This window comes from Eikenella halliae, assembly GCF_001648475.1.
GTDB classification, from domain to species: domain Bacteria; phylum Pseudomonadota; class Gammaproteobacteria; order Burkholderiales; family Neisseriaceae; genus Eikenella; species Eikenella halliae.
Genome location: NZ_LXSQ01000007.1, coordinates 119,026 through 134,127 on the forward strand (window position 1 = coordinate 119,026; position 15,102 = coordinate 134,127).

The 15,102-nt window shown below is 56.2% G+C and carries 16 protein-coding genes; 6 read left to right on the forward strand and 10 right to left on the reverse strand.

Annotation, left to right across the window (positions count from 1 at the left end; all coding sequences use genetic code 11):
• Positions 1–448: 448 nt before the first annotated feature.
• From A7Q00_RS02760 to smpB, 4 genes are all read right to left on the reverse strand, one after another.
• Entirely contained in the window at positions 449–1,135 is a 687-nt protein-coding gene (locus A7Q00_RS02760) for a hypothetical protein (RefSeq protein ID WP_064089117.1), read from the reverse strand.
• A 161-nt stretch (positions 1,136–1,296) separates the two neighbouring features.
• Positions 1,297–2,073 (reverse strand): type I methionyl aminopeptidase, encoded by a 777-nt coding sequence (gene map, locus A7Q00_RS02765; protein ID WP_064089118.1) that lies wholly within the window; start codon positions 2,071–2,073, stop codon positions 1,297–1,299.
• A gap of 85 nt (positions 2,074–2,158) precedes the next feature.
• Complete coding sequence (locus A7Q00_RS02770; RefSeq protein ID WP_064089119.1) at positions 2,159–2,530, reverse strand: hypothetical protein; 372 nt, start codon at positions 2,528–2,530, stop codon at positions 2,159–2,161.
• Between the two features lie 83 nt (positions 2,531–2,613).
• Positions 2,614–3,060, reverse strand: coding sequence for an SsrA-binding protein SmpB (gene smpB / locus A7Q00_RS02775; RefSeq protein ID WP_255361181.1), 447 nt, complete (start codon positions 3,058–3,060; stop codon positions 2,614–2,616).
• A 223-nt stretch (positions 3,061–3,283) separates the two neighbouring features.
• Here smpB and A7Q00_RS02780 point away from each other — a divergent pair, with 223 nt between their 5' ends.
• From A7Q00_RS02780 to A7Q00_RS02805, 6 genes are all read left to right on the forward strand, one after another.
• On the forward strand, positions 3,284–3,940 hold the full coding sequence (locus tag A7Q00_RS02780; RefSeq protein ID WP_064089120.1) for a GrxB family glutaredoxin: 657 nt from the start codon (positions 3,284–3,286) through the stop codon (positions 3,938–3,940).
• A 2-nt stretch (positions 3,941–3,942) separates the two neighbouring features.
• Entirely contained in the window at positions 3,943–5,268 is a 1,326-nt protein-coding gene (locus A7Q00_RS02785) for a DUF445 domain-containing protein (protein WP_064089121.1), read from the forward strand.
• Between the two features lie 109 nt (positions 5,269–5,377).
• The gene (locus A7Q00_RS02790; protein WP_064089122.1) at positions 5,378–6,037 is read left to right on the forward strand and encodes an NAD(P)H-dependent oxidoreductase; all 660 of its coding nucleotides are present in this window, start codon (positions 5,378–5,380) and stop codon (positions 6,035–6,037) included.
• A 109-nt stretch (positions 6,038–6,146) separates the two neighbouring features.
• Positions 6,147–6,839, forward strand: coding sequence for a class I SAM-dependent methyltransferase (locus A7Q00_RS02795; protein ID WP_064089123.1), 693 nt, complete (start codon positions 6,147–6,149; stop codon positions 6,837–6,839).
• Between the two features lie 209 nt (positions 6,840–7,048).
• A complete protein-coding gene (locus tag A7Q00_RS02800; RefSeq protein ID WP_064089124.1) occupies positions 7,049–7,963 on the forward strand; it encodes a DMT family transporter in 915 nt (304 codons plus the stop codon).
• Between the two features lie 51 nt (positions 7,964–8,014).
• The gene (locus tag A7Q00_RS02805; protein ID WP_064089125.1) at positions 8,015–8,776 is read left to right on the forward strand and encodes a DUF4336 domain-containing protein; all 762 of its coding nucleotides are present in this window, start codon (positions 8,015–8,017) and stop codon (positions 8,774–8,776) included.
• 91 nt (positions 8,777–8,867) lie between these two features.
• Here the strand turns inward: A7Q00_RS02805 and cas1c are convergent, their stop codons facing one another.
• The 6 genes from cas1c to cas5c form a co-directional block, all read right to left on the reverse strand.
• A complete protein-coding gene (gene cas1c, locus A7Q00_RS02810; protein WP_064089126.1) occupies positions 8,868–9,881 on the reverse strand; it encodes a type I-C CRISPR-associated endonuclease Cas1c in 1,014 nt (337 codons plus the stop codon).
• Between the two features lie 81 nt (positions 9,882–9,962).
• Positions 9,963–11,018 (reverse strand): hypothetical protein, encoded by a 1,056-nt coding sequence (locus A7Q00_RS12700; protein WP_082887716.1) that lies wholly within the window; start codon positions 11,016–11,018, stop codon positions 9,963–9,965.
• A gap of 34 nt (positions 11,019–11,052) precedes the next feature.
• On the reverse strand, positions 11,053–11,703 hold the full coding sequence (cas4, locus tag A7Q00_RS02815; RefSeq protein ID WP_064089127.1) for a CRISPR-associated protein Cas4: 651 nt from the start codon (positions 11,701–11,703) through the stop codon (positions 11,053–11,055).
• A 14-nt stretch (positions 11,704–11,717) separates the two neighbouring features.
• Positions 11,718–12,584 carry a type I-C CRISPR-associated protein Cas7/Csd2 gene (gene cas7c / locus A7Q00_RS02820; protein ID WP_064089128.1) on the reverse strand — a complete coding sequence of 289 codons (867 nt, stop codon included), beginning with the start codon at positions 12,582–12,584 and terminating at the stop codon, positions 11,718–11,720.
• 11 nt (positions 12,585–12,595) lie between these two features.
• Positions 12,596–14,374, reverse strand: a complete 1,779-nt coding sequence (gene cas8c / locus A7Q00_RS02825; RefSeq protein WP_064089129.1) for a type I-C CRISPR-associated protein Cas8c/Csd1 — start codon at positions 14,372–14,374, stop codon at positions 12,596–12,598.
• The gene (gene cas5c, locus A7Q00_RS02830) at positions 14,371–15,048 is read right to left on the reverse strand and encodes a type I-C CRISPR-associated protein Cas5c (protein ID WP_064089130.1); all 678 of its coding nucleotides are present in this window, start codon (positions 15,046–15,048) and stop codon (positions 14,371–14,373) included. Before cas5c ends, cas8c begins: the two co-directional genes overlap by 4 nt.
• Positions 15,049–15,102 lie beyond the last annotated feature (54 nt).

A 15,102-nucleotide genomic window follows, 5' to 3' on the forward strand; every position in this document is an offset into this window, starting at 1 on the left:
CTAGCGGCAGGTTTTGCCTTTATTAACAAAAGCTGCCGAAACAGGCGCAGCCCGCTCCGCCTGCCGTGGAAAGGCTACCTGAAAACATAAAGCCGCCCGAAGTCCCCCAGTGAGTAGGTTGGGTTAGCCGCAGGCGTAACCCAACACATAAAGTTTGGAATGTTGGGTTTGCCAACCCAACCTACCCTCTGCCCTATCAACAGGCTACCTAAAAATGAATTTCAGGTAGCCTGCTCATTGTGTGGGGTGTAGGATGTGTGCGGAACGCACGCACACGGTTTTGGAATAACGGGCAACGGCGTGCGTACCTGCGGTACTCACCCTACACACCGTGCAAACTTTCCTGTAACAAAGGCTACCTGAAACATTTTTCAGGTAGCCTTTTCGCGGTTTGGCTGGCATAAACCCCGCCCTATGCGTTCTCAGGTAGCCTTTTGATGGGCTATGCCTAGTGCCGCGGCTGGCGGTAGTTATCGAGGTCGACGATGCGTTCGAGCAGCATGTCGCACAAGTCGTCCATGCTGTCTTCGTCGAATGCGCCGTTTTCGGCCACGAGGTCTTCGAGCCAATCGAGGCTGCGGCAGAGGCGCTGGTAGTTGATTTCGGTGTAGGCGGCGGGGCTGGCGGGAAGTTCGCTTTGCAGGAGGGCGAGGCCGTCGTCGCATAGGTTGTCCCAGGCGCCGAGGCGGCAGGATTCGCAGATGTCTTCGGCGGTGCGTACCATTTCGCCGGTATCGCCGCTGCTTTCAAACAGGCGTTGGGCTTCTTTGCCGTAGGGGGTGTCTTCAAAATATTCTTGCCAGGGCTCAAAGCTGAGGCCTTCGAAGTTTTGCGGCACGAATTCTGCGGGCAGGTTGCCCAGCAGTTCGAGCATTTCTTCGGCGCTGTAGAAGCGGCCGTGCGCGCCTGCCTTGACGGGATCGGGGATTTCGCCCCAGTAAAAGCCGCTGAATTCTTCGAGCAGGATTTGGAAGGTGTTGTCGTGCCGGTCGATGATGCCGAGAAAGTCGTGGTGCTGCTGCAGACGGCTGAAGTATTGGGGCAGCTCGGCGGCGGATACGGTGATGGGGCTGCTGCCGTCGATGTGGGCGTCGTCGGTGTAGAAGGAATAGAAGATTTGGTAGGTGCGGTTCATGGCGGGGCTTGGCGAAGGGGAAAAGGCTACCTGAAAAATCGGGGGTGGCTGAAACGTTTATTTCTTCCTGCCGCATCGGTTTGCCTGGTGCGGAGAAATGATGGTTTCAGCCAAGCGCGGATTGCGGTGCGGCCGGTTGGCCGGAATGGGGCGCGGCGGGATTAGGGCCGGCCGGTACGGGGGCTGACGGTGAGGATTTCGCAACCGGTGTCGGTAACGAGCACTTCGTGTTCCCATTGGGCGGAGAGTTTACGGTCTTTGGTGACCACGGTCCAGCCGTCGTCGAGGATGCGCAGGTGGCGTTTGCCTTGGTTAATCATGGGCTCGATGGTGAAGATCATGCCGGGCTGCAACACGGGGCCAGTGCCTCTTTTGCCGTAGTGGACGACTTGCGGGTCTTCGTGGAAGCTGCGGCCGATACCGTGGCCGCAAAATTCCTGCACCACGGAGTAACCGGCGTTTTCGGCGATTTGCTGGCAGGCATAGCCGATGTCGCCGAGGGTGGCGCCGGGCTTCACGGCTTCGATGCCGGCCATCATGCTTTGGTGGGTGATGTCGATCAGGCGCTGCGCCTGCGGGCTGATGGTGCCCACGGTATACATGCGGCTGGAATCGCCGTGGAAGCCGTCTTTTTTGATGGTGATGTCGATATTGAGGATATCGCCGTTTTTCAGTGGCTTATCGTCGGGGATACCGTGGCAGATAACGTGGTTTACGGAGGTGCAGCAGGATTTGGGGAAGGGTGGGTTGCCGTAGTGCAGGGGCGCGGGGTAGCCGCCTTGCACGTTGACATGATAATCGTGCACCAGCTGGTTGAGTTCGTTGGTGGTCACGCCGGGTTTGACGAAATCGCCGATGTAGTCGAGGGCTTCGGCGGCCAGACGGCCGAGTTCGCGCATTTTTTCGATTTCTTCGGGGGTTTTGATGATGATAGCCATGTTGTTTTTCCTAATGATTCCGGTAACGGGCTACCTGAAAACGAGGCTTTGGCCGGGCCAAAACTTTTTCAGGTAGCCTTTGATGTTATTCCTGTTCGCCGTTGCGGCGTTTGCGGCGCAGCGGGATGCCGTGGGCGCCGTATTTTTGCGGCACGATGCCGCTGCGGGCGAGCAGCATGAGTGCGCCGAGCAGCATCATGCCGAGCGCGGTCAGCGGGGCGAAAGCGACAAACATTTGGTCGCGCAGGTAAACCGCGGCGCCGATATACATCAGCATGGGGCCGTGCACGATGCTTTGGGTGTTGATGCCATCGAGCAGCAGCAGGGCAAGGCCGCCCAACACCAGCGCGAGCGCCAGCAGCGTGGCGGTGGTGGGCAGGATGTCGGTGCTGCTGAGAAACCAAACGGCGCCGAAAATAATCAGTACGATGGGGAGGAAAAGGGAGGGTTGTTTCATAAGGGTTTCCTACTGGGGAAGGCTACCTGAAACCTGGCGGCACGGCATTTTCAGGTAGCCTTATAACCGGGCAAACAAGCAACTCAGCGGTTTTTCAACAGCCGCTGTTTTTCGCGCTTCCAATCGGCTTCTTTCATGCTTTGGCGTTTGTCGTGCTGTTTTTTGCCTTTGGCCAGGCCGATGTCCATTTTGATGTAGCCGCGCCGGTAGTGCAGGTTGAGCGGCACGAGGGTGTAGCCGCTGCGCTCCACTTTGCCGATTAATTTGTTGATTTCGCTTTGCTTGAGCAACAGCTTGCGCTGGCGCACCGGATCGGGCTTAACGTGGGTGGAGGCGGTGGGCAGCGCGGTGATGTGGCAGCCCACCAGGTAAAACGCGTCTTTTTTCCAGTGGATATAGCTTTCTTTCAGCTGCACGCGCCCGGCGCGCACGGCTTTCACTTCCCAGCCGTCGAGCACCAATCCGGCCTCGAGCTGGTCTTCGATAAAATAATCGTGAAAGGCTTTTTTATTGTTGGCGATACTCATGATGCTTTGCCGTTTCGTTACAGAAAGCGGATTTTAACAGCAAACCGTGCCGCTGAACATTCGCCCGGCGCTGCCCGGCCAACGGCTTGGGCAGGCAGACATAGTGAATAAAATTTAAGAATGCGACAGCGTTGGCTCCTTTTTAATCCGCGATACTTTCAGGTAGCCCTCTGCCGCCGTGCTACAATCTGCCTGCTTGAAATCAAACCCCGCCAAGGAAACCGCCATGAAGCTCTATATCTACGACCACTGCCCCTTCTGCGTGCGCGCCCGCATGATTTTCGGCCTGCGCAACGTGCCGGTGGAAGAAATCGTTTTGCTGAACGACGACGAGGCCACGCCCATCGGGCTAATCGGTGCCAAACAAGTGCCCATCCTGCAAAAACCCGACGGCAGCCACATGGGCGAGAGCCTCGATATCGTGCGCTATATAGACGAATTCGCCGGCCAAGCCCGATTGGACGAAACCATCCGCCCCGCCGTGCAGGCCTGGCTCGATCAGGCAAGCCAACCCTGCAACCATTTAGTGATGCCGCGCGACGTGCGCCTCGAGCCGCCCCTGCCCGAATTTGCCACCGCCGAAGCCATTGCCTACTTCGTACAGAAGAAAGAGCAAAACATCGGCAGCTTCGAGCAAAACCTGGCCGAAACCCACACCTATCTCGAGCGCATCCATCTCGCCCTACCCGAGCTGGCCGCGCTGTTGGGCGGGCAGCCTTATCTCAACGGCAGCGCACCCGGCATGGAAGACATCATCATCTTCCCCGTGTTGCGCAACCTCACCTTGGTGAAAGGCATCGCCTTCCCCGCCAAGTTGCAGGCCTATATCGAACGCCTGTCGGCCGAGAGCAAAGTGCCGCTCTATTCCGAGCGCGCCCTATAGCCATGAATACCCTGTCCGGCCACGCCCGAGAAGCCGCCGCCCGCGCCAGGCTGCAACGCAGCCGCCGCCAGGCCGGCGGCCTGCTGCTGGCTGCCGTATTGCTGTTTATCGTTTCCGCGCTGTTCGTGCAGCGCCACCCCGCGCTGGGCTACCTGAAAGCCTTCGCCGAAGCCGCCACCGTCGGCGCGCTGGCCGACTGGTTTGCCGTAACCGCCCTCTTCCGCCATCCGCTCGGCCTTAAAATCCCCCACACCGCCATCCTGCCGCGCAACCAAAACCGTATTGCCGACGAGCTCGGCCGCTTCATCGAAACCAACTTCCTGCCCGAGCGCCCCATCGCCATCCGCATCTACCGCCTGCGCATCGCCGAAAAACTACGCCGCTGGCTGGCGCGCAACAGCACCCGCCAAGAATGGCTGCCCGCCCTCGCCCGCCAAATCCCCGCCGCCCTGCAAACCATCCCGCCGCAAGAAGCCGCCCGCCTCGGCGCCGCCTTCTTAGCCGCACACGGCAGCGGCAAACAACTCGGCAGCGCCCTCTCACAAGCCCTGCTCCTGCTCGAACAGCAAGGGCTACCTGAAAGCCTGCAAACCGCCCTGCTCGGCCAAATCCGCCATTGGATCAAACAGCCAAACACCCGCGTTTTACTCGAAGAAAACCTCCGCGCCTGGGCTGAAAAAATCGAAACCAGCCAACCCGACACCTGGGACAAACTCAAAGCCCAGCTGCGTGGCCGCCTCGTTGGCCAAATCGACAGCTGGGTGGCGCAAAAAGCCCTCGACTGGGCCGACAACTACCTCGAAGCCGCCCTCGCCAGCCCGCAGCATGAACTGCGCACCGCCTTCCGCCGCCAATACCGCGCCCTCGCCCGCGAACTCGCCCAATCCGAAGCCTGGCAGCGCAAACTCGCCCTAGCCAAACGCCGCCTAGCTGACTCCCCCGAGCTGCAACAGCAAATCGCCCAACTGTGGCAAAGCCTCACCGTCCGACTCGCCGCCGATGCCCAACGCCCCGATTCCGCCGCCGCCCGCCGGCTGAACAGCCTGCTCACCTACCTGCTGGAGCAACACGCCGCCACCCCGCAGCAGCTGCGCCGCCTCAACGTGCGACTCGCCCTGCTCGCCCGCAGCCTGGTGCGCCGCCACCGCCACGCCGCCGCCGAATTTATCGCCGACAAAGTGAAAAGCTGGGACAGCCGCCAAATGAGCGACAAACTCGAGCTTTCCATCGGCCGCGATTTGCAGTTTATCCGCATCAACGGCACCTTGGTCGGCGGCCTGGTCGGCCTGCTGATTTACACCCTCAGCCAATGGCTGCCCTCACTGTAAGCGGGGTTCGGCTGCAAAAGGCTACCTGAAAACACACGGCACCAGTTTCTGCGCCGCCCAAACCAGTCATCCCTCCGATAAACATGTCATGCCATAGAAAGGAAGCGTCATGATCCTCACCCGCCAGCAAGCCCTCGATATTTTCCGCCGCCGCGTTTCCACCCGCCACTACGACCCCGCACGCAAAATCAGCGCCGAAGATTTCGCCGCCATCCTCGATTTCGGCCGCCTCTCGCCCAGCTCCGTCGGCTCCGAACCGTGGAAGTTTCTGGTGATACAAAACCAAGGGCTGCGCGAAAAAATCAAGCCCGTGGCCTGGGGTATGCAAAGCAGCATTACCGAAGCCAGCCACCTAGTGATCCTGCTGGCGAAAAAACACGCCCGCTACGACACTCCCTTTTTCAGCGAGCTGATGGACCGGCGCGGCTTCCCCCCAGAGCAGCGCGCCGCCGCCCTTGAGCGCTACCGCAGCTTCCAAATCCACGATATCGCCATTGCCGACGACGAACGCGCCCTATTTGACTGGGCGAGCAAACAAAGCTACATCGCCCTGGCCAATATGCTCACCGGCGCCGCCATGCTCGGCATCGACTCCTGCCCCATAGAAGGCATGGACTACGCCGCCGTGGAACACATCCTCGCCCAAGCCGGGCTGCTCGACCCCGCCGAATACGGCGTGTCCGTGGCCGCCACCTTCGGCTACCGCGCCCGCGACATTCAGCCCAAACCGCGCCGCGATGCCGCCGAAACCGTGGTTTGGGCGGAATAAAGCAGATGGCCGAGCCGATAACTTCAGCCTCGCCGCAACCCGCACCACCCGCTTTCAGGTAGCCTCAATGCACCAACAGGCTACCTGAAGCCGACTGCCCGAGAAAAACATGCCCCCACCCCTCCAAAGCCAGTTCAACGCCGTATCCGAACAATACGACGGCCAGCGCCGCGCCCTCATCCCCTGTTTCGACCTCTTCTACCAAACCGCTGCCGAGCTCGCCGCCGCCGTACCCAACGTGCGCCGCGTGCTCGACCTCGGCGCGGGCACCGGCCTGATGAGCGCCTTCGTGCACACACGCTGCCCCCAGGCCGAATTCATCCTGGCCGACCTCTCCGTGCAGATGCTCGCCAAGGCGCGGGAACGCTTCCGCGGCCTGCCAAATGTCCACTTTATCGAACAAGACCTCGCCCGGCTCGCACCCGATGACAGGCTACCTGAAAACGGCTTCGACCTCATCGTCTCCGCCCTCGCCATCCACCACCTCGACAACCCACAAAAGCAAACCCTGTTCCGCCAAATCGCCCGCCTGCTCGCCCCGCGCGGCCGCTTCATCAACGCCGACCAAGTGCTGGGCGAAACCGCAGCCGCCGAAACCGCCTACACCGAACACTGGCGGCGGCACGTAACCGCCCATCCCGATTTGTCCGCCGAAGCCAAAGCCGCCGCCTTCGAGCGCATCAAACTCGACCGCATGGCCACCCTGTCCGGCCAATTCCAATGGCTTGCCGCCGCCGGCCTGCCGCCCACGCTCTATTTCCAGCACTACAATTTCGTGGTGCTCGCCGCCGACAAACCTTAAAATTCAAACCGCCGCCTCCGCCGTGCGGCAACCCCGCTTTCAGGTAGCCCCTTTTTCAGGTAGCCTCTAATAAAGTAGCTAAAAAACCAAATATAGTGGATTAAAATAAAAATGAGACAAGGCGGCGAGCCGCAAGGCGTACAGGTAGTACGTCAAGGCGAGCCAACGCCGTATCATTGCGATTTTAATCCACTACACACAGGATATTTATGCACACACACTCTTTACGCCCGCACCTGCAGCTCCTCGGCATGGCCTTGCTGTGGGGCGCAAACTGGTCGTGGGGCAGAGCCGTGGTTCAATCCATGCCCCCGCTCACGGCTGCCACGCTGCGTTTCATACTGGCCGCCATCCTGTTGGTGGGCTGGCTGTTACTGAAAGAAGGCACGCGCCCGCTGCTCCGGCTCACCCTGCGCCAATGGGCGGGTTTGGCCGCGGCTGCGGCGTTCGGCGTATGCAGCTATGCGGTGTTTTTCATGCAGGCGCTGCAACACGTTCCCGCCGGCAAGGCCGCCACCGTGGTGGCACTCAACCCCATTCCGACACTGCTGCTGGCCGCCGTGCTGTTTAAAGAACGGCTCAATGGAGGCATAGTGGTCGGTATGGCCTTGGCCGTGTTCGGCGCGCTCACCGCCATCGCGCGCGGCAACCCCCTGTCCATATTGGCCGGCGGCCTCGGCACGGGCGAATACCTGCTGCTCACTACCGTGCTGTGCTGGACAGGCTACGCCCTCATCGGCCGCGTTTTGCTGCAAGGCATCAGCCCCCTCCTCACCACCGCCGCCACCGTAGCCATCGGCGCACTGATGCTGCTGTTTCTAACCGCATTTTACGAAGGCGGCGCGTTCACCCACAGCCTGCAGCACACGCCCGCCTGGGTATGGCTGCTGCTCGCCGCCATGTCTTTCGGCGCCACCATGCTGGCCTATCTTTGGTATTTCGACGGCATCCGCCGGCTCGGTGTCGGCACAGCCTCGGCCTACATGGCACTCGTGCCCGTATTCGGCATCGCCATCGCCACCTTTTGGCTGCACGAGCCACCGCACGTCTCATTATTGATTGGCGGCGCAGCCGTGGTGGCCGGGATGAGCCTAATGAACTTCGCCAAACGCACGAAACGGTAATAAAATATTTCAGGTAGCCCCATCCAAGGCTACCTGAAAAAAGGAAATACTATGTCCACCCCTATCCACCTCTACCGCCCTCTTCACACCCTCAAGCCCTTCGGCAGCAATATCTGGATTGCCGACGGCGGCATCGTGCGCATGGCCTTTCCGCTCGGCCTGAGCATCCCCTTCAGCACCCGCATGACGGTTATCCGCCTCGCCGATGGCGGCCTCTGGTGCCACTCTCCTATCGAGCCGAACCCAGAACTGTTATCCCAAATCAACGCACTGGGCGAAGTGCGCCACCTCGTCTCGCCCAACCGCATCCACTACGCCCACATCCCCGCCTGGCAAAAACACTACCCCCAAGCCACCGCCTGGGCCAGCCTCGGCGTATGCGAACGCGCCGCCGCCCAGCGCATCGCCGTATCCTTCGATGCCGATTTGGGCCCCAGCGCCCCACCCCAATGGGCAGACGACATCGCCCAGCTCCCCTTCCTCGGCAGCTCAGTCATGACCGAAACCGTATTCTTCCACCACGCCAGCCGCACCCTAATCCTCGCCGACCTCATCGAAAACTTCGAGCCCGCCAAATTCTCCAGCCGCTTCTGGGCGCAGGTAATGAAATGGGTCGGCATCGCCGATCCCGACGGCAAAACCCCGCCCGACTGGCGCGCCACCTTCCGCAACCGCGCCGCCGCCCGCGAGAGCCTGGCGCAAATGCTCGCTTGGCAGCCCGAAAAAATCATCCTTGCCCACGGCCGCTGCTACGAAACCGACGGCACCGCCGAACTGCGCCGCGCCTTCCGCTGGCTCAAGCCTGCCGGGTAAAACAAGAAGGCTACCTGAAATTTTCCAGCATACGAGGCAGATGCGATGGCAGTCCTTTCTTTGTATTTAAAATCAGAACGTACCGCCAAACCTATCTCATCAAAAACGGCGGATATTCCGCCAAATCTCCGCGCAAGTGCCGCGCCAACAGCATTGCCTGAATATATGGCAGTAGCCCGATTTCCACTTCCTCGCCTAAAAACGGATGCACGATTTTTTCCTGCTTTTTCGCCTGCAAGGCTTGGAACAACAGCTTGCGCGCATCGGCTTTCAAGCTTACCGCGCCGCTTGCCTCGGTAACGAAATCCTGCGGTTTGATTTGCCCTCGGTTAATCAGCGACAACACCAGCCTGTCTGCCCACCACGCGCGGAATTCTTCCAAAATATCTTGCGCCAAACTGTCGCGTCCCGGTCGGTCGGCGTGCAGAAAGCCCACTTGCGGATCCAGCCCCACGCCTTGTAGCGCGCCGCTGATGTCCTTGCCCAAGATGCTGTATACAAACGACAACAGCGCGTTCACCCCATCTCTGGGTGGACGGCGGTTACGCCCGTCAAAAGAAAAGCCGCTTTTTTCGCTCAAAAGTTGCCCGAACACGCCGAAATAACGCGCTGCCGCATCGCCTTCAATGCCGCGCACCACGTCCAGCTCCGCCGCGCCCTTCAACTGCCGCAACGAAATATTCAAAGCATCGACTGAATTTTGAATCGCCGCATTCTCGCCGTAATTACGAATCTGCCGCTGAAGCACCCGCTTACTCGCCTGAATCTTCGCCGCGATGATATTGCGCGCAATCGGTACGGGATTTTGCTCCGACACCCGATACTGCGCCCGACGCAACAGCACATTGCCGCTCTGCCGCCCCTGAAGTCGCCCCAAGAAACGTCCGTTTTCGGTAAAAAACGCCAAATTCACATTATTTTCGCCGCAAAATCCCAACAAAAACGGCGATACCAACACATTCCCGAAACAAAAAATATGCCCGATGGAATGCACCGGCAACTGCGCCACCTTCTTACGCTCCTGCTCCACCACCAACGTCTCCCGCTCCTTATGCAGATAGCTGCCTTGGGTGGTGATATAGAGGGTGTTTTGCAGTTTGCGCATAGGAAAAACTCCTTGGGTTTTGACCGCACTTTTGGGGGCGATGAGGCTGGCTACCTGAAAAATGATGGGTAAGTTGCCAATTTATAATGGTTTAGTCTTAGTTCTCAAAAAATTTTTGGGTTCAAGCACTTTTTCTTCCTGAACCAAAACTTCTACTATATTTTCAATTTCATCCCATGTCATATTTGCTCTAAAAGAAAAACTTGAGTCTGACTCATCCCATATACAGTTCATCGTCCTATCAAATAGCTCAACCGTTGTTCTTCTTGGGTTACGAGCAAGACGTGAATTAAAAAAGTTATTAACTACACTATAATGATGAGAGTGTATAAATTCAGACCAACTATCTATCAATTCATCTTCAGAACGAATATCAATAAATTCAAACTCTTCAAGATTCCTATCCTCAAAATTTCCCCAAGATTCTTTTAATAGAGAAATAGCTTCTGTATCTGTTGCTGGTGCACTATATCCAAAAACCGTAACAAGGTAAGCGCGTCTAAATGCACTCCTTACAGCCTTCCAATTATCTTGTGTAAATGGATCTGCCGCATAATTTTTCTGACGTATGGGATATAACAGCCTGCTAGGTTGGAACGGTTTTTTACACTCACGACAAACATTACCATTTAAATTTCCACCGCACTTATGCTCACTACAATATCCTACTGAAACATTACCATGTAAAAAAGCCAAATCTGGGAGATCGCTCGTAATACGAACAGCACGTTGATATGCTTGCAATAACAGCGGATCCCAATTAAAAGTTGCTACCAAGTCCTTTTGTCTTAAGGACAATAAAATTAAATCGTATATATTAGGTTCATCAGGAATTTCTAAACAAGAAAAATATTCTCTTATCTTATTATCTAATTCCTCTCTGATGAACTGACAATCAACTCGATCGTGTAATTCTGAATAAATATCCTCCAAGTTATTACTTTTGGTATTTAAATTGACATTTTTTATTATCGAAGACATCCCTAGCTCTTCAATAAAATTATTCATAACAGATGATTTTCTACCATTTTTATCGCCATTAGGTATAGCTGCCATTGTAGCCCCTGCACCAAGTAAAACTACATGTGGACGATTTTTCATTAAGAACTCAAATTCATGAGCTTGATCTTCATTCATAACATTCCTTTTATAATTACATGCTTATTAAAAGTTAATTCCCAAACAACCCCGCCACATACCCCACACTCTTATCCCGTTTCCCCAGCAACTCCGGCTGGCAAATTTCCACCAGTGAGCAGGCTTTGCAGCGTTTACCATAATCGGGTCGCGGGGTTTGGCCGCTGATTAGGAGTTCGCGGACGGCGGCGATGGTGGCGAGTGTTTGGGCACGCAGGTCGTCTGAAAACACGACGGGGACGCGATGGCGGGTTTGCATATACCACAGCGCGCCCTCAAGGACGGTTTGCCCCGTCATTTCTTCCAAGCACAAGCCTTGGGCACAAAGCTGGATTTCGTCCATCGGGTCGGGTTTGGGCTTGCCGCGTTTGTATTCCACGGGTTTAAGACGACCTGTTTTTGTATCCACTTCCACCAAATCCAACACGCCGCTGATGCCCAGTTTCTCCGCCGACACATGCACCGTCCGATCAAAGCGCACGCCCTTGCGCGTTTCCGGTTCGCCCGAATCCACCCGCTCATGCAGTGCCTTGCCCTGCGCAGTCAAATAGTTCTCCGCCCACGCCTGCTCGTTGTGAATCAGCGCGCATTGACGCGGGCAAAAGGCGTAGTGTTGCAGGGCAGAAAGGGGAATCAGGCGCGTGTCCTGATTTCCCCCTTGGGTTTCGGTTAAAAGTGCGGTCATCTTTTTAAGTGTTTTTACAGCAACTCTTCCACACTCACGCCATTGAGGCCGTCTGAAACCACACTGATGTTGTAATCGCCAAAACCGCTGGCGGGCGTACCTGATTCGCCGTTTACGCGTTCAACTTTCACGGCGTCAAACAGTTTATGTGCAGGCTGGCTGCCGAGTGCGCTGTCGTGTTTAAAAACAATCAGTTTGCGCGCCGCCATTTCGCCACGGGCGGCGGAGCGGTCGTGTTCAAACATCAGCGTCAGGGCTTGCCAGAGTTTGGCTAAGTCGTCGTCTGAAAAGCCGGTTTTAGCGGCAAGGTTGGCGGAGATAAAGCCGTGCACGCGGTAGAGCGCGTAAGGGACGATGTATTTGCGCCCCATGGTGCGTTCTTTTTCCAAGTCTTTTTCGTTGGTGACCGCCATGCGGGTGATGGAAACTTCCAGCGGCACAATCGGGTCGATGGATTGGGCAAACGCCAGTTGCACCGGACCGCGCACTTGTCCGCTGTTAACTTCGGTGGTCATCACGGCGCCGAAGGTGCGGATATCAAAGAAGTTTTTGCACATCCAGGCGGTAATGTCGCGGGCTTTGGTTTCGTCTTTAGGCAGTTTTTTGGCTTCTGACTCAATGCCGAGTGCTTCATAAGCGCGTTTGTTTTGCAGGTTCAGCACGCTTTTTTCTTTGACGTAGATTTCGTAACCGGCTTCGTTTTCGCTACTGATTTCGACAAAATTACGGATTTTGCGTTTCAGGCAGACATCGGTTACCAAGCCTTTGCTGGATTCGGGGTCAAGGCGCGGCATATTGCCCGCATCGGGATCGCCGTTGGGGTTGCCGTTGGTTACGTCAAAAAAGTAAACAAATTCATAGCGGTTTTGAATAGCAGACATTTTCTGGCTCCTTAATTTTCAATAGTTTCAGCGGTTTCTTTTTTAGCAAAATAGCTTTGTTTTTGATGGTAATAGCCGATGGCGAAGCGGCCTTGCTCGTCAATGCTCAAATGGCGCGGAAAGGTTTCGGGCAGTTTGGCAATGATTTCGCCCAAATCTTTATCCAAATTCACCGCCATGCCGGCTTTGTCTTTACGCAAGCGCGATAAATGGTGTTTTGCACCCGACAAAAGGCGCGGAAAAACCGAAAACGGCACGGCGGAGGCAGAGCCGTAATAGCGGTCGGCAATGCCGGCATTTAATTCGCCCAACGCCTGATATTGAATGCGCTCCAACACGGCAAACAGCCGCCCTAAAAGATAGGCGCGATTCGGGCTTTCATTGTTCAAACTCATAGGAACTCCTTCTTCGATAAAACCTTTTCTAAAACGCCGCTGTAATACGGCTTTCATCATTGCCACGCGCAGACCGTTCACGTCGCCGTCAGCGCGGATTCGGGTAATCAGTTGCGACAGCAAACTTAAGGGATACGGCGTGCCGCAAATCACGGCGCGGGTCATTTCGCCTGCCAATACGGGCGAGATATTTTCGCTTTTGCCCAGCACGGCAGTTTGCAATAAAAGTCGCCAAATAGACGGCGGCGTTTTCCACGCGCAAGGCTCAATGGCTAAATCTTGCCAATGCTGCGCCAAATTTTCCGCCAGCTGCCCAAACGTGGTGTCCAGCCAAAACCGAACAGAAATCCGCGCGGCATTGGGGGCAAGCCCTAAGATATAAAAACGGGTATTGGGAGAGAGTTCGGGCGCAATTTCTTGCAGCGGGCGACCTTTGCCCATTTGTTCCAATACGTTGAAAATTTTAGCACTTTCTTGTTCGTCATCCGGTGGCGTGAACACTTGCGCGAAGAAGCCCTCGGCAGCCTGCGCAGTTGCGTTATCATCCGCTTCCGCCCAAAAAACCGTGCTGGCGTCGCCGATGGTCAAACAGTGATTATTTTCGCGGCGCAACAGATAGTTCAGCGCGGTGGTGTAGGCAAAAGCGGATTGTTCGGAAACAGGGGCGTTTGCACCTTGCTCCTTACCGAAAGAGGCAAAAGCTTCTTTGTTGAACGAAATAATCGAACCGCCGGAACTTTGCCCGCCAAACACGCCTTTAATCGCGGGATGCAGCCTTGCAATTGGGGCAGTATCGCCGCTAATCAGGCACAGGCCTTCGAGCGCTTCATCGCTTTTCAGGCAGCCTGCCCACAAGGTTTGTGCAGCTTCGCGTTTATGGATAAGTGCGGTCGGTTTTTCAAGAGAAAATGCGATGTTGGCATCGAGCATTTCGGCTGGCAGATTTTCGGCAGCAAAATGTGCAGGCTGCCAGTTTTGCAGAAAACGGCACAAGGCTTGCAAGCCCTCATCTTCACTGTTTTGCAGTATATCGAGATGGTATTGCTTGAAGGCGTCCAAGGTTTTTTCAGACGACGTAAACGGTTTTTCTTTGGCTTCGGCTTTGTTTTTATTGGCTTCCACGCCAAGCGCGTAGGCGGTTTTATCCCACAAAAAATTCGGTTTGATACCCGATGTGCGTTTTTCAGGGCGCGGCACGCTCATCAGCTTCGGTTGCGGCTTTTTATCGGCAGTCAGATTCGGCACAACGGTTTTCAGACGACCTTCTTTATCCAACACCAAAATCCAGCCGATTTTCTCCTCACTAAAGCCATAAGGCGGCACTTTCGGGTTGCCCATTTCATCGGTTTCCGCTGCCAAGCGGCGGTAATAGCGGGCAAGGGACGCAAGAATCATGCTTTCACCTCCTCGGCGTAAAACGGCGGCACATCAATCACGCCGTCTTTCATTTCCGCGCGGAAAAAATGCGGCGTGTTGCCGTGGTCAAAATCAATGTCGTGCAGCATCCAACCTAAATCGCGGTTTGCCTCGCTTTCCAATAATGCCGACGGCGGCAGCGGCTCGCCCTCGTCAATCAACGCAAAATCGGCAGGAAATTCACGCACGCCCAAACAAGGCTGCTGAAAGCATTGCCCCTTTTTCGCACGGCGTTTGAACATCTCGATATGCTTGGTAACGGTCTCATCCGCCCCCGCTTTTGCCGTCAGCACCGCATGGGCTTCAATCACATAAGCCACGTCTTTAAGCACCGTCGCCGCGCGCTGCTGGCGGTCGTCTTCAATCAGCGTATATAAATCGGCAACGCTCTTACGCTTCATCGCACCGCTGACCTTGCCCGCCGAAATCTTGCCGCCCAACTCATTGCGCCGCACCGACTCAAACCGAATCGGCTTTAACACATAAATCCGGTCAATCACCCACCGAATCGCCGGCTTCCAATGCACCGCCGCCAAAATCCCGCGCGCCGCCGACGGCGTGATGACATCATAAGACACCCGCTCCACCTTCATCTCCGGACGGGTAAAACAGGCATAATCGCCCCAAATGTGTAGGCGGATTTGGTTTGCCATACAAACTCCTTAACACACAGCCGCCCGAAAGCGGCTGATTTTTACTGATAACCT

Bases quoted from the DNA above. Each gene is read 5' to 3' on its own strand.
- A7Q00_RS12700 (WP_082887716.1), bottom strand. From the start codon at position 11,018: ATGAATGAAGATCAAGCTCATGAATTTGAGTTCTTAATGAAAAATCGT.
- cas5c (WP_064089130.1), bottom strand. From the start codon at position 15,048: ATGGCAAACCAAATCCGCCTACACATTTGGGGCGATTATGCCTGTTTT.
- A7Q00_RS02780 (WP_064089120.1), top strand. From the start codon at position 3,284: ATGAAGCTCTATATCTACGACCACTGCCCCTTCTGCGTGCGCGCCCGC.
- A7Q00_RS02800 (WP_064089124.1), top strand. From the start codon at position 7,049: ATGCACACACACTCTTTACGCCCGCACCTGCAGCTCCTCGGCATGGCC.
- cas7c (WP_064089128.1), bottom strand. From the start codon at position 12,584: ATGTCTGCTATTCAAAACCGCTATGAATTTGTTTACTTTTTTGACGTA.
- cas8c (WP_064089129.1), bottom strand. From the start codon at position 14,374: ATGATTCTTGCGTCCCTTGCCCGCTATTACCGCCGCTTGGCAGCGGAA.
- cas4 (WP_064089127.1), bottom strand. From the start codon at position 11,703: ATGACCGCACTTTTAACCGAAACCCAAGGGGGAAATCAGGACACGCGC.
- A7Q00_RS02770 (WP_064089119.1), bottom strand. From the start codon at position 2,530: ATGAAACAACCCTCCCTTTTCCTCCCCATCGTACTGATTATTTTCGGC.
- A7Q00_RS02795 (WP_064089123.1), top strand. From the start codon at position 6,147: ATGCCCCCACCCCTCCAAAGCCAGTTCAACGCCGTATCCGAACAATAC.
- A7Q00_RS02760 (WP_064089117.1), bottom strand. From the start codon at position 1,135: ATGAACCGCACCTACCAAATCTTCTATTCCTTCTACACCGACGACGCC.
- map (WP_064089118.1), bottom strand. From the start codon at position 2,073: ATGGCTATCATCATCAAAACCCCCGAAGAAATCGAAAAAATGCGCGAA.
- A7Q00_RS02785 (WP_064089121.1), top strand. From the start codon at position 3,943: ATGAATACCCTGTCCGGCCACGCCCGAGAAGCCGCCGCCCGCGCCAGG.
- A7Q00_RS02805 (WP_064089125.1), top strand. From the start codon at position 8,015: ATGTCCACCCCTATCCACCTCTACCGCCCTCTTCACACCCTCAAGCCC.
- A7Q00_RS02790 (WP_064089122.1), top strand. From the start codon at position 5,378: ATGATCCTCACCCGCCAGCAAGCCCTCGATATTTTCCGCCGCCGCGTT.
- cas1c (WP_064089126.1), bottom strand. From the start codon at position 9,881: ATGCGCAAACTGCAAAACACCCTCTATATCACCACCCAAGGCAGCTAT.